The sequence below is a fragment of the Pseudomonas sp. Sample_9 genome (assembly GCF_004307535.1).
GTDB lineage: Bacteria > Pseudomonadota > Gammaproteobacteria > Pseudomonadales > Pseudomonadaceae > Aquipseudomonas > Aquipseudomonas mercuritolerans.
The window spans coordinates 2,585-15,311 of sequence record NZ_RAZO01000224.1 but is presented as its reverse complement, the minus strand read 5'-3'; the positions used below and the strand labels follow the sequence as shown (position 1 = coordinate 15,311).

The 12,727-nt window shown below is 60.2% G+C and carries 12 protein-coding genes; 6 read left to right on the top strand and 6 right to left on the bottom strand.

Translation table 11 applies throughout. The annotated features are described in order from the left end of the window. Nucleotides 1–8: 8 nt before the first annotated feature. From D6877_RS12710 to D6877_RS12700, 3 genes are all read left to right on the top strand, one after another. Nucleotides 9–959, top strand: a complete 951-nt coding sequence (locus tag D6877_RS12710) for a TAXI family TRAP transporter solute-binding subunit (protein WP_130911005.1) — start codon at nucleotides 9–11, stop codon at nucleotides 957–959. A gap of 71 nt (nucleotides 960–1,030) precedes the next feature. Beyond that, nucleotides 1,031–3,058: a TRAP transporter permease gene (locus D6877_RS12705; RefSeq protein WP_130911004.1), complete on the top strand. Its 2,028-nt coding sequence runs from the start codon at nucleotides 1,031–1,033 to the stop codon at nucleotides 3,056–3,058. Next, nucleotides 3,055–3,480: a DUF1850 domain-containing protein gene (locus tag D6877_RS12700; protein ID WP_130911003.1), complete on the top strand. Its 426-nt coding sequence runs from the start codon at nucleotides 3,055–3,057 to the stop codon at nucleotides 3,478–3,480. The genes D6877_RS12705 and D6877_RS12700 overlap by 4 nt, the downstream gene beginning before the upstream one ends. Here D6877_RS12700 and D6877_RS12695 read toward each other — a convergent pair whose 3' ends face one another. From D6877_RS12695 to D6877_RS12680, 4 genes are all read right to left on the bottom strand, one after another. Beyond that, nucleotides 3,481–4,281 (bottom strand): NAD(P)-binding domain-containing protein, encoded by an 801-nt coding sequence (locus tag D6877_RS12695; protein WP_275550084.1) that lies wholly within the window; start codon nucleotides 4,279–4,281, stop codon nucleotides 3,481–3,483. Continuing rightward, the gene (locus tag D6877_RS12690) at nucleotides 4,278–4,709 is read right to left on the bottom strand and encodes a MarR family transcriptional regulator (protein ID WP_016774314.1); all 432 of its coding nucleotides are present in this window, start codon (nucleotides 4,707–4,709) and stop codon (nucleotides 4,278–4,280) included. Before D6877_RS12690 ends, D6877_RS12695 begins: the two co-directional genes overlap by 4 nt. Before the next feature lie 140 nt (nucleotides 4,710–4,849). Beyond that, nucleotides 4,850–6,157: a C4-dicarboxylate transporter DctA gene (gene dctA / locus D6877_RS12685; RefSeq protein WP_130911001.1), complete on the bottom strand. Its 1,308-nt coding sequence runs from the start codon at nucleotides 6,155–6,157 to the stop codon at nucleotides 4,850–4,852. Nucleotides 6,158–6,259: 102 nt separating this feature from the next. Further along, nucleotides 6,260–7,429, bottom strand: coding sequence for a mandelate racemase/muconate lactonizing enzyme family protein (locus tag D6877_RS12680; RefSeq protein ID WP_024012582.1), 1,170 nt, complete (start codon nucleotides 7,427–7,429; stop codon nucleotides 6,260–6,262). A gap of 98 nt (nucleotides 7,430–7,527) precedes the next feature. Here D6877_RS12680 and D6877_RS12675 point away from each other — a divergent pair, with 98 nt between their 5' ends. Then, nucleotides 7,528–8,403: a LysR family transcriptional regulator gene (locus D6877_RS12675; RefSeq protein WP_024012581.1), complete on the top strand. Its 876-nt coding sequence runs from the start codon at nucleotides 7,528–7,530 to the stop codon at nucleotides 8,401–8,403. Nucleotides 8,404–8,465: 62 nt separating this feature from the next. Here D6877_RS12675 and D6877_RS12670 read toward each other — a convergent pair whose 3' ends face one another. Beyond that, nucleotides 8,466–9,356, bottom strand: coding sequence for an MBL fold metallo-hydrolase (locus D6877_RS12670; protein WP_130911000.1), 891 nt, complete (start codon nucleotides 9,354–9,356; stop codon nucleotides 8,466–8,468). Nucleotides 9,357–9,482: 126 nt separating this feature from the next. Here D6877_RS12670 and D6877_RS12665 point away from each other — a divergent pair, with 126 nt between their 5' ends. Continuing rightward, the gene (locus D6877_RS12665; RefSeq protein WP_130910999.1) at nucleotides 9,483–10,466 is read left to right on the top strand and encodes a helix-turn-helix domain-containing protein; all 984 of its coding nucleotides are present in this window, start codon (nucleotides 9,483–9,485) and stop codon (nucleotides 10,464–10,466) included. A gap of 441 nt (nucleotides 10,467–10,907) precedes the next feature. Here the strand turns inward: D6877_RS12665 and D6877_RS12660 are convergent, their stop codons facing one another. After that, the gene (locus D6877_RS12660) at nucleotides 10,908–11,876 is read right to left on the bottom strand and encodes an oxidoreductase (protein WP_130910998.1); all 969 of its coding nucleotides are present in this window, start codon (nucleotides 11,874–11,876) and stop codon (nucleotides 10,908–10,910) included. An 88-nt stretch (nucleotides 11,877–11,964) separates the two neighbouring features. Here D6877_RS12660 and D6877_RS12655 point away from each other — a divergent pair. Continuing rightward, nucleotides 11,965–12,727, top strand: a 763-nt coding sequence (locus D6877_RS12655; protein ID WP_241662890.1) for a cupin domain-containing protein, incomplete at its 3' end; no start/stop codon positions are given.

Below are 12,727 nucleotides of genomic sequence, written 5' to 3'. Positions count from 1 at the left end.
GTGCCCCCATGCGAGTCAAAACACGCTTTGCCCTGCTGGCCGCCGCCACGCTGACCCTTAGCAGTGCTGCGCAGGCCGCGCCCGTGTTCATCAATATCCTCACCGGCGGAACCAGCGGGGTTTACTACCCGATCGGCGTCGGCCTGTCGCAAATCTACAGCGACGGTATTGCCGGTTCGAAGACATCGGTGCAGGCCACCAAAGCGTCGGTGGAAAACCTCAATTTGCTACAGGCCGGTCGCGGCGAGTTGGCCCTGGCTTTGGGCGACTCAGTGGCCGACGCCAAAAACGGCGTGGAAGACGCCGGCTTCAAAACACCACTGACCAAGTTGCGCGCCTTGGGCGGCGCCTATCCCAATTACATCCAAATCGTCGCCAGCAAAGAGTCGGGGATCAAAAGCCTCGCCGATCTCAAGGGCAAGACCATCTCGGTAGGCGCCCCAAAATCCGGCACCGAATTGAATGCGCGGGCGATATTCAAAGCGGCCGGCCTGACCTACGAGGACATGGGCAAGGTGCAATATCTGCCGTTTGCCGAATCGGTGGAATTGATCAAGAACCGGCAACTGGACGCCACCCTGCAATCGTCAGGACTGGGCATGGCCGCCATTCGTGACCTGTCGTCGGTGATGCCGCTGAACTACGTGGCTATCCCGAGCGAAGTGGTGACAAAAATCGGCAATCCGGCCTATCAGAGCGCAATGATCCCGGCCAACACCTACGACGGACAGGCCGAAGCCGTGCCCACCGTGGCAATCACCAATATTCTGGTGACCCGCGCCGACCTTCCGGATGACGTCGTCTATGACATGACCCGCCTGCTGTTCGACAACCTGGGGCGCTTGGGTAACTCCCATTCGGCGGCCAAGGACATCAAGCTGGAAGCGGCTGCGAAAAACCTGCCGATCGCGCTGCACCCCGGCGCCGAGCGCTACTACAAGGAAAAAGGCGCTTTATAAGCGCTTGTGCGCAGTGGCGTGACGGCCACTGCAGCGTCGATTCCTTTGTGTGGTCATGAGGAAGGCAGCCAATGAGTGACGAGCATCACGGTATTTCCGCGAACCCGCGGGACTGGCCGAAAACCCTGTTTTACGTAGCGTTGCTGTTCTCGATTTTCCAGATCGTCACCGCAGCCTTTTCTCCTCTCTCCAGCCAAGTGCTGCGTGCGGTGCACGTCGGCTTCCTGCTGTGGGTGGTGTTTCTCAGTTATCCCGCACGCGGCACAGACCGTCCGTGGCAACCGCTGGCGTGGCTGTTGAGCCTGGCCGCCATCGCTACCGCGCTGTATCAATGGGTGTTCGAGGCCGACCTGATCCAGCGCTCCGGTGATCTGACGTCGGCGGATCTGGTTATCGGGATCGTGTTGATCGCTCTGGTTTTCGAAGCCGCACGACGAGTGATGGGCATCGCGCTGCCGGTGATTTGCGGGTTGTTCCTGGCGTACGGCCTGTTCGGGGAATACCTGCCCGGCGAACTGGCCCATCGCGGCTACGGTTTCGACCAGATCATCAACCAGCTGTCGTTCGGCACCGAAGGGCTGTACGGCACGCCGACCTATGTGTCGGCGACCTACATTTTCCTGTTCATCCTGTTTGGCGCGTTCCTTGAGCAGGCCGGCATGATCAAGCTGTTTACCGACTTCGCCATGGGCTTGTTCGGGCACAAGCTGGGAGGCCCGGCGAAAGTGGCCGTGGCCTCGTCGGCCTTGATGGGGACAATTACCGGCTCCGGGATTGCCAACGTCGTGACCACCGGGCAATTCACCATTCCGCTGATGAAGCGCTTTGGCTATCGCGCCGCGTTCGCCGGCGGCGTGGAAGCCACCTCCAGCATGGGCAGCCAGATCATGCCTCCGGTGATGGGCGCGGTCGCCTTCATCATGGCTGAAACCATCAATGTGCCCTTCGTCGAAATCGCCAAGGCGGCGCTGATACCCGCCCTGCTGTATTTCGGCTCGGTATTCTGGATGGTCCATCTGGAAGCCAAGCGCTCCAACCTCAAGGGCCTGCCCAAAGACCAGTGTCCCAGCGCCTGGGGCGCGGTGAAAACCAGTTGGTACTTGCTGATTCCTCTGCTGGTCCTGGTTTACCTGCTGTTTTCCGGGCGCACACCGCTGTTCTCGGGCATGGTCGGCCTGGCCTTGACTGCCATCGTGATCCTCGGCTCGGCGATCATTTTCCGGGTGCACAGCTTTGGCCTGCGCTGTGCGTTCTGGATTGCCCTGGGCGTGCTCTGCACAGGTTTTTTCCAGCTTGGCATCGCGGTGATTTTTGCGGTCATTGCCGTCCTGGTGCTGGTCTGCGCTTTCATCAAGGGCGGTCGGGAAACGCTGCTGATCTGCCTGCACGCGCTGGTCGAGGGCGCCCGCCACGCGGTACCGGTGGGCATCGCCTGCGCGTTGGTCGGTGTCATTATCGGCATCGTTTCGCTCACCGGCGTCGCTTCGACGTTTGCCGGCTACATCCTCGCCATCGGCCGCGACAACCTGCTGCTGTCGCTGATCCTGACGATGATCACCTGCCTGGTGCTGGGGATGGGCATTCCGACCATTCCCAACTACATCATCACCAGCTCGATCGCCGCGCCCGCCCTGCTGGAGCTGGGCGTGCCACTGATCGTGTCGCACATGTTCGTGTTCTACTTCGGCATCCTCGCCGACCTGACCCCGCCGGTCGCTCTCGCCTGTTTTGCCGCCGCACCGATCGCCAAGGAAAGCGGCTTCAAGATCAGCCTGTGGGCCGTGCGCATTGCGCTGGCCGGTTTCGTCATCCCGTTCATGGCGGTCTACAACCCGGCGCTGATGCTGCAAGGCGACAACCTGTGGGCGACTGCCTACATGCTGATCAAGACTCTTCTGGCGGTTGGTCTCTGGGGCATGGCGTCTACCGGTTTTCTGCAACAGAAAATGCTGCTCTGGGAACGTTTGCTGAGTCTTGGTGCGGGCGCCCTGCTGATCGTGGCACTGCCAGTGACCGATGAAATCGGCTTCGCACTCGGGATTCTGGTAATCGTGCAACACGTCTGGCGCTCGCGGCGCGCCGCAGCGGCCAATGCATGATCGGTTTGTGCCTGGGTCTGGCCGGCAGTATCTGGGCACAGTTGCCGGTAGCGAATTTCACCCTGGCCTGGAACCACAGCATCGAAAAGATCCGCTGGGAGGAAGACTACCGCGTCACGGCCCAGGGGCTGGTTCTTGAGCAGGCCAGGGTTCGCGGCAACGGCGCGGGCATGGAGATACCCAATGATGCCCGGCTGGAGAACGGCAGTTGGCATTTCCGACGCCACTTGCCGCCGCTGCAACCACTGCAGTTGGGCCGAACCCCGCAGGCCGGCGATTACCAGTTATGCATGGATGGCGAGTGCGAACTGGTCAGCCGATGGGTTGGGCCGGCCACTGTCAGCGAGCCGTTTTTGCAGTTGTGGGGGTGTGAGATGACCACGCTATCGCCATCGCATGAACGCCAAGCCGCTCATTTCTAATCAAGCGGTCATTTCCCGATTGATCGCAACCATCTGCTCGCGGGTGAACTCAGTGCCGGGCGCCATGAATCGGGCCATCAAGGCATCGCGGTTCAGCGGCGCGCGGGCCTTGTCCGCAGCTTCGAGCGCTTGCTTCAGTTCCGGCAAGGTCAGTTCGGTGCAGTAAGCCGGGGTCCCGGGTTGTTGACGCCATGACTCCTGAAGGCTGCCCGCAGCGAGCGCGGTGAATCCGGTTTCTTCGACCAGATCCTGTGCGATCGCCTCGGCACGCACATCATCGCCGGCGACTGGCAAGGCGATGCGAGTTGCGGATTCGGCAGGTTGACCTTGATCGGCCAGCGTAGCGGCGAGTACGGCATTCCACGCTTTGATCAGCGGGCGGCCGATCTGCTCGCTGACCCAGACGCTTTCAGGCTTGCCCTCGTCCACTTCCTTGATCGCCCCGTCACGCTGCGGATAGTAATTGGAGGTATCGATGACCACGACTTGCTCGGGAACCTGGCTCAGCGTCTGCTTCAAATCAGGGTATCGGGCGAAGGGAATCGACAGGATGATCACATCGACATCGGACACAGCCTGCTCTTTGGTGACAGCCTTGGCACCGACTTCTTTAGCGAGTGCCTGAATGCTTTGCGGGTCTTTCGAGTTGGCCAGTTTGATCTTATGACCGCACGCAGCCAGCTTGCGCGCCAGTGTTGCGCCGATGTGGCCGGCGCCGATAATTCCGATGTTCATTTCAAAACCCTCTCTGTTACGTGTGTTATCGCCCGGTTGAGCGCGCTTTTGGACTGGTGGGCTCAGTCAGCCGCCGGATGGGCAAGCGCATCCAGCGTCAGACGAAGCGCCTCAATCCCCTGCTCATCGAGCTGGCAGGCCGTCTTGATCTTGCCGGTGATGGCTCTGATGTCGTCTTCCATGGCCCGGCTTTCGGGCGTCAGGTCGATCAGCACGCGGCGCTCGTCTGCCGGATCGCGCTTGCGCGTGACCAATCCGGCGCCTTCCAGACGTTTGAGTAGCGGCGTGATGGTTCCCGCGTCCATGGCCAGGTAAGTGCCGAGTTCGCCCACAGACAATGGCGCGCCATCCAGAAGCTGCAGGATCACCAGATACTGCGGAAAGGTTAAGCCCAGTGGTTCCAGATACGGCTTGTGCAAACGCACGACACGGTTGGCAGCGGCGTAGAGTGCAAACGACAGCTGCGTTCCCACGTGATTTCGGTTCGAGCTCATTTCATAGTTCGCTATTGTATAGTGCACTATATATTTCATGAGTACGAAGGAGTGTCAACCCAGGCAGCCCGTGCGGTGTCGATCAGCACCTCTGTTGGCGATCCGGATCGCCAACAGAGGTGCTAATCGCCACGCTTGGTTTACTTGTGCGCCAGCAGCGCCTTGCGTGCAGCTTTGGCGTGTTTCATGGCGGCGATTTCCCGCTCGCACGCTTCGACATCGAAGGAGTTGTCCCACTTGGCAATGGCAATGGTGCCGATGCCGTTGCCGATCAGGTTGGTCACCGCTCGCGCCTCGTTGAGGAAGCGGTCGATGCCCAACAGCAACACCAGGCCCACCAGAGGTATGGAGTGAATGGTGGTGAGCGTGGCAGCCAAGGTCACGAATCCTGCCCCCGCCACACCGGCCGAACCTTTGGAGGTCAGCAGGAACACGCCGAGCAGAATCATCTGGTCCATGAAGGTCAGCGGTGTGTTGGTCGCCTGGGCGATGAAGATCGCCGCCATGGTCAGGTAAATGCAGGTGCCGTCTGCGTTGAACGTGTAGCCCGTCGGCAGGACCATGCCGACCACGGATTTCTTGCAGCCGAGCTTTTCCAGTTTGACCATCATTCGCGGCAATACCGCTTCGGTCGAACAGGTGCCCAGGGTGATCAGGATTTCATCCTTGAAATAGCGCAGAAACTGCATCAGCGGCATGCCCGACCATCGCGCCACCGCGCCCAGTACAACGACGATGAAAATCAGCGTGGTGATGTACAGCGCGACCAGCAACTGCCCCAGCGACAGGAGAGTGCCGATGCCGTATTTGCCGATGGTGAATGCCATGCCAGCCCCCGCGCCCAACGGCGCCAGACGCATGACCATCGCGACGATTTTGAACAGACCTTGCAGGAACAGATCGATGGTGTTGATCAGCGGTTTGCTGGTTTCGCCCATTTGCACCAGGGCGACGCCCATCAGCACCGACAACAGAATCACTTGCAGCATGACGCCATTGGAGAAAGCACCGAGGAAGGTGTGCGGAATGATATTGAGGAAGAATTCGACGAGGCCGCCCTGCTCGCTCGCCGCCTGGCTGTATTTGTTGACAGCGCTGCCATCGAGGGTGCCGGCGTTGATGTTCATGCCGGCGCCGGGCTTGACCACGTTGACTACGATCAGGCCGACCACCAGTGCGATGGTGGAAAGAATCTCGAAGTAGATCAGCGCTTTCACACCGATGCGACCGACCTCCTTGATACTGCCCATCTTGGCGATACCGACCACTACCGTGCCGAAGATGATCGGCGCCAGAAGCATCTTGATCAGTTTGATGAAACCGTCGGCAAACGGCTGCAGCTTGGCGCCGATGTCCGGCACGAAGTATCCGATGGCAGCGCCGATGACGATGCCGATCAGCACTTGCACATAGAGCTGGTTGTACCAGCGTGATTTTGAAGTTTCCACGGAAGCACCTCATTTTATTGTTGTGGTGGGCATGTGGCTTTGGCGTCGAGGATGACGCCTGAAAGTACGGCCTCGGCGAACGAGGCCGAAGGTGAAACCGAATCAGCCCTCGCCCAGTTCGCGCATGACGGCATACAGCGCAGACTTGGCTTCGAAGCCGACGCCCGGGATATCCGGTAGCCCGACATAGCCGTTTTCGACGCGGATGCCATCGGCAAAACCGCCGAAGGGCTGGAACACGTCCGGGTACGATTCGTTGCCGCCCAGGTGCAGACCGGCGGCGATGTTCAGCGACATCTGGTGACCACCATGCGGCACCACGCGGCGCGAAGACCAACCCAGCTCTTCCATCACTTTCAGGGTGCGCATGTACTCGACGAGCCCGTAGGACAGCGCGCAGTCGAATTGCAGGTAGTCGCGGTCAGGGCGCATGCCGCCGTGGCGCAACAGGTTGCGGGCATCCTGGTGAGAGAACAGGTTTTCGCCGGTGGCCATCGGCAGTTCGTAGTGATTGGCCAACTCAGCCTGGAGCGCATAATCCAGCGGGTCGCCGACCTCTTCGTACCAGAACAGGTTGTACTTCTTGATCGCTTCGGCGTAGGCGATACCGGTCTGCAGATCGAAGCGGCCGTTGGCGTCGACCGCCAGGCGCTGGCCGTCGCCCACCACTTCGAGCACCGCTTCGATGCGGCGGATATCTTCGTCCAGCGGCACCGCGCCAATCTTCATCTTGACCACGTCATAGCCACGGTCCAGGTAGCTCTGCATTTCGGCCTTGAGCTTGCTCTGGTCCTTGCCCGGGTAGTAATAACCACCCGCCGCATACACCCAGACTTTGTCATCGGCAACGCCGTTGCGATAACGGTCGGCAAGCAGGCGATACAGCGGCTTGCCTTCGATCTTCGCCACCGCATCCCACACCGCCATATCGATGGTGCCGACCGCTACCGAACGCTCGCCATGGCCGCCCGGTTTTTCGTTGGTCATCAGGGTTTTCCAGATGGCGAACGGATCGAGGTTATTGTTCTCGTGATCGATCAGGGTTTCCGGGTCGGCTTCAGTGATCCGCGCCAGAAAGCGATCGCGCATCAACGCGCCCTGGCCGTAGCGACCGTTGGAGTTGAAGCCGTAACCGATGACCGGTTTACCGTCGCGAATCACGTCGGTAATGACCGCGACGACCGAGCAGGTCATCTTCGAAAAATCGATGTAGGCATTGGCGATCGGGGAAGCAATGGAGACGGTTTTTTCACGGATATCGACGATACGCATGACGGGTTCCTCTTGTTGTGGTGACCCAACGTTATGCTTTGCGACGACACCCGCCCAATGCTATTAATGCCGCGCCCTATGCACAGGAGGCATTGCCCTTGGAACTGGTTTGGCTTGAGGATTTTTCAGCACTGGCCGAGTACGGCAGCTTTGTCCGGGCCGCCGAAGCGCGCCATGTGACGCAGCCGGCGTTCAGTCGCCGAGTGCGCTCGCTGGAGAACTGGATGGGTGTGGAATTGTTCGTGCGCACCCCGCAAGGTGCGACGTTGACCGAGGCCGGCCGGCAGATTCTGCCCAGCGCCCAGGAAGCGGCCAGACGCCTGTACCGCATGCGTTCCGAGGCCCAGGAAGTGGCTGGCATGGCGGCGAAAACCTTGCAGTTCGCCGCCACTCATTCGCTGTCATTCACCTTCTTCCCACGCTGGTTGCGCAGCGCCGAAAGTGGCGCGCCGATCGATGCGGTTCGTCTGCATTCCGACAGCATGGCCGTGTGCGAACAGATGCTGATTCATGGCCAGGTGCAGTTCCTGCTGTGCCATCGCCACCCCGACGTTCCGCCATTACTGGCGCCTGATCAGTTCATTGGCAAGAAGGTCGGCGAGGACGTACTCGTGCCGCTGGCGAGTGCTTCAGCCCAGTTCGGCACGTCGCCTGAAACCCTGCCCTATCTGGCCTACACCCACGAATCCGGCCTGGGCCGAATCGTCGCCCACAGGTTGCATGGCAAGGCTGATTATCTGCACCTGAAACCGCTGTTCAGCAGCCACTTGGCCGCAGTGCTGATGTCGATGGCGCTGGAAAGCAAAGGCGTCGCCTGGCTGCCGAAAAGCCTGACCGAACAGGAAATGGCTGACGGGCGTCTGGTCAGGGCACTGGATGAAAGTTGGGATATTCCACTGGAAATCCACCTGACTCGCCCGACGGCACCGATCAGCCCTTCGGCCGAGGAATTCTGGGCGAAGCTGGGCGAGTGATATGCCAGTCAGCCTCTTGAGCCTGGGCGCGGCGGCGACACGCCCAGGCAGGCCTGAATCAATCAGAACTGCAACGCAGCACCGTCAGCCGGGATATCCACGCGGCTGTCGATGCCGTGCTTTTGCACATAGCTGCGCAGCTCAGCGCGGGTCAGCGACATGTGGTTGATCGCGTCCATGTGCACGGCGACGATTTTTGCGTCTTTCGCTACCTGCGTCGCTCGCAATACATCTTCCTCGCCCATGATGATCGAGCCTTCGTAACCGCTCATTTTCGCTTTGCCGGCGTTAAGCACAATCACCTCAGGCTGGAATTTCTCGATGGCCTGATCGACTTCCGGGCGCCAGATGGTATCGCCGGCGAGATAGAGTGTTTTGTAGCCGGGCGCCTGGAACACCACGCCCATGGCTTCGCCCAGCGGTTTGGCGAGGGCCGGCACGGCATACATTTCGTCAGTGCCGTGCTGGCCGCCGGTTTTGCTGATCTTCACGCCGCCGAACTCAGCCTCGTTCGTCAGCACGCGCACGTTCTTGAAGCCTTGCGAGCGGATCAGTTGCGCATCTTCTTCATGCTGGGCGAACAGAGGGATGTCTTTGGGCAGCGCTTTCTGTGCCGCGTCATCCCAGTGGTCCAGGTGCGTATGCGTGACGATAACGGCATCGACGCCCGCAATCACCTGCTCCGGGGACTCAGTCAGGTCGACCAGCGGGTTACGCAGGTTGCTGCGGTAGGTATTTTCGAACCCTGGGTACGCGCCCTTTTTCGCCAGCATCGGATCGATCAGAAAGGTCGTGTCGCCGTAGGTGATCTTCACCGTGGCATTACGCACTTGCTGCAGATTCAGCTTGTGTGCAGCTTCAGGGTTTGCCCGCGTTTCTGTCTCTGCGAAGGCCGGTGCGGTAGCAGCGGCGCAAGCAATGCTCAGGGCAAACGGTAGAGTCTTGAGTGTCATCGGAATCATCCTGTTATTTATGAATGGGTCCATTTTTGCTGAAGCCTGGCGCAGCCAACAGTGGCCTGAAAGACATATATCGATATAATCGGGCCAACCCGATAGTGTGCAACCGAGATTTGTTTTATGCCCCCCATTCGCGTTGCTGTTCTGGCGTTCGACGGCGTCAGCCTGTTCCACCTGTCGGTGCCGGGCATCGTACTGGCGACGGCGAATCCAGCGTCGACTGAGCCTCGTTACCAGATCAATTACTGCGCGGAAGTACCCGGCATGGTCGCCAGTGACCAAGGCATCGGCCTGGCGGTCGCTCATGGCCTGGAATTGATGGCGGCGTCCGACGTCATCATCATTCCGGCATGGGGCGATCAATCGATCACTGCTTCGGCAGCGCTTGTACAGGCGCTGCAGAATGCCCACGCCGAAGGCAAATTGATCGTCGGTTTATGCCTGGGCGCGTTTGTGCTGGGCGATGCCGGGTTGCTTGATGGCAAGGAAGCCACGACGCACTGGGCGGCGCGCGACGAGTTTGCCCAACGCTTTCCCAAGGTTCGCTTTCGCCCCGAGGTGTTGTATGTCACCGACGACAATCTGATGACCTCAGCGGGCACCGTAGCGGCCATCGACTGTTGTCTGCATCTGGTGCGCCAGCGGTTCGGGGCTGACGTGGCCAATCACACGGCGAAAATGCTGGTCACGCCACCGCACCGGCAAGGCGGCCAGGCGCAATACGTCGAGCACCCGGTGCCACAGCTCTCAAGCGAAACGCATCTGGCTGAAGTTCTGGATTGGGCGCGCATGCATCTGGGTGAAAATCTGTCGCTGGACCTTTTGGCGGAGAAAGCCCGAATGAGTCGCCGCACTTTTACCCGGCGCTTCAAGGAAACCACCGGTACGACAGTATTCAAATGGCTTAACGCCGAGCGTGTGATCAAAGCGCAGGCGTTACTGGAAACCACGGATTTGCCGGTTGAATGCATTGCCGGGGAAGCCGGGTTTGGCACGCCGCTGTCGTTGCGGCAGCAGTTTGCGGCGCACTTGGGAACTTCGCCGTCGGACTATCGGAAGATGTTTTGTCTTGGGGTGAAGCGCGAAGGCGGTGCACGGGCGTGACGAGCAATTTTTGGGGTCGACTTGATTCCGGCGGCGCGGCAGCCCCTCATCGGAACGCCGCCCGCCCAGCCCTCTCCCGAGGGAGAGGGAGCCGATTCGGGTGCTGTTCTAGAACTGAGTTCGGCTCGGTATTTCAGGTCGGCGAATTTCTACTAAACACCTCGGTCAGTCCCCTCTCCCTCCGAGGAGAAGGAGAGAGCCGATTTGAGTGCTGTTCAAAACCTGAGTTCGACCCGGTATTTCAGGTCGACGTTTCTCTGCTAAACCACTCGGTCAGTCCCCTCTCCCTCCGAGGAGAATGTGAGAGCCGATTTGGGTGCTGTTCAAAACCTGAGTTCGACCCGGTATTTCAGGTTGGCGAATTTCTACTAAACACCTCGGTCAGTCCCCTCTCCCTCCGGGAGAGGGTTAGGGTGAGGGGCTTTTGGCCATTGACTCGATTCATGCCACCGTGAGCCCCGTCCATAGCTCCGAAACCGCCCAAATTCGCTCGGCCAGCTCAGCATCCGCCGCCCATTTCGCAACACCCTTGCGGCCTGCTTCCGGTTCATTGATCGGCGCAACATTGCAGTCTTCGCAATACACGCCGCCCAAATCCGCAAGCAATGCGCTGGTCGCGCACCACAACCCCGTCGCCGCGCCTTGCTCGACAGTTTTCAGTCCATTGTGCGCATCCAGCCGTGGCCGGCCCTGCTCATCCAGCGCATCGAATGCGGCAAGTTCCCCTGTGCTGAGGTGCCGCGCCAGATCCGTGAGAATCTGCCCCGGATGCAACGAGAACGCGCGAACGCCATGGCGCCGTCCACGCTGATCGAGTGCGATGGCAAACAAGGCATTGGCCGTTTTCGATTGGCCATATGCAACCCATTTGTCATACGGCCGTTGTAAAAAATCGATGTCGTCAAAATCCACCCCGGCAATCTGATGCCCGCGCGAGGACACCGACAGCACCCGCGCCTGTCCCGCCCTGACCAGCGCAGGCCAGAGCCCGCAGGTCAGGCGGTAATGACCAAGATGGTTGATCGCGAACTGGCTTTCATGGCCATCGGCATCGCGCAGCAACGGCGCGGCCATGATTCCGGCGCAGTTGATCAGCAAGGACACTGGCTGACCCGCGCTGACCACGCTTTGGCTGAACGCCGCCACCGAGTCAGCCTGCATCAGATCCATGGACATCACGCGTACACCTTCAACACCGGCCAATGCCACCTCTGCCCGCTCCGTATCTCTGGCCGGCACCATGACCTGCGCTCCTGCCGCAGCGAGGCTTTTTACCGTCAGCAGACCGAGGCCGGAATAGCCGCCGGTCACCACAGCGAGCTGCCCGCGCAGATCGATCCCGGCCATGACTTCTGCCGCTGTGCTGGCGGCGTTGAACGGTGATTGCACAGGTTGTTGAAGCGTAGCCATGAGCCTTAATCCTGAGTGAGCTATCGAAGGCCTTCATTCTTGGCTAAGCTCTCGGGACGAACCAGTCTGATAAATCCAGGTTTCTGTCGTGATCATCCAAAATCCTGCTGGCGATCCACTCTCTGCCGTATTGGCACTCTCGGAACTGCGCGCAGCCTGCTCGGTTCGCTTGCAAGCGGGCGGTGTCTGGGCGCTGCGTTTCCAACCCATCGAACTGAAATTCAACGTGGTGCGACGAGGCGAATGCTGGCTGCGCATGCAAGGCATGCCGGCGCGCCTGTTGCAGGCCGGCGACTGTTTTGTGATGTCGCGCACGCCGTTCATTCTGGCCAGCGGCGCCGATGTCGAAGCGATTAACGCAGCGGAGGTTTTCGCTCATGACGAAGCCTCGGCGACCTTTGGCGTCGGCGAGGAAGTCGAGTTGCTGGGCGGCAGCGTGTCGCTGTCGGGACCCGGCGCAACTGAACTGCTCGATGTGCTGCCGACCTCGCTGATCATTCGTGCCGAAACCGCAGGCGCTTCGTCGTTCGGTTGGCTACTGGATGAACTGGGGCGCGAGTGGCCCTCGCATCAGCCTGGCTCGCAGGCAATGTGCAACGACCTGCTGCGGCTGATCTTCATCCATGCGCTGCGCCACCACATCAACAGCGCGGATGCCGAACAACTGGCGTGGCTGGGCGGACTGCGGGAACCGGCGATTGCCGGCGTGTTGCGCGCCGTTCACGCTGCTCCGGAAAAGGCCTGGCGACTGACGCAAATGGCCGAGATTGCCTGCATGTCGCGTTCGGGTTTCGCTGCGTTATTCAAAACTTGCATGGGTGTAGCGCCGGTCGAGTACGCCACGCGCTGGC

Coding starts and splice junctions, on each gene's coding strand:
- D6877_RS12690 (WP_016774314.1), bottom strand. CDS start 4,709: ATGAGCTCGAACCGAAATCACGTGGGAACGCAGCTGTCGTTTGCACTC.
- D6877_RS12705 (WP_130911004.1), top strand. CDS start 1,031: ATGAGTGACGAGCATCACGGTATTTCCGCGAACCCGCGGGACTGGCCG.
- D6877_RS12660 (WP_130910998.1), bottom strand. CDS start 11,876: ATGGCTACGCTTCAACAACCTGTGCAATCACCGTTCAACGCCGCCAGC.
- D6877_RS12665 (WP_130910999.1), top strand. CDS start 9,483: ATGCCCCCCATTCGCGTTGCTGTTCTGGCGTTCGACGGCGTCAGCCTG.
- D6877_RS12710 (WP_130911005.1), top strand. CDS start 9: ATGCGAGTCAAAACACGCTTTGCCCTGCTGGCCGCCGCCACGCTGACC.
- D6877_RS12700 (WP_130911003.1), top strand. CDS start 3,055: ATGATCGGTTTGTGCCTGGGTCTGGCCGGCAGTATCTGGGCACAGTTG.
- D6877_RS12670 (WP_130911000.1), bottom strand. CDS start 9,356: ATGACACTCAAGACTCTACCGTTTGCCCTGAGCATTGCTTGCGCCGCT.
- D6877_RS12680 (WP_024012582.1), bottom strand. CDS start 7,429: ATGCGTATCGTCGATATCCGTGAAAAAACCGTCTCCATTGCTTCCCCG.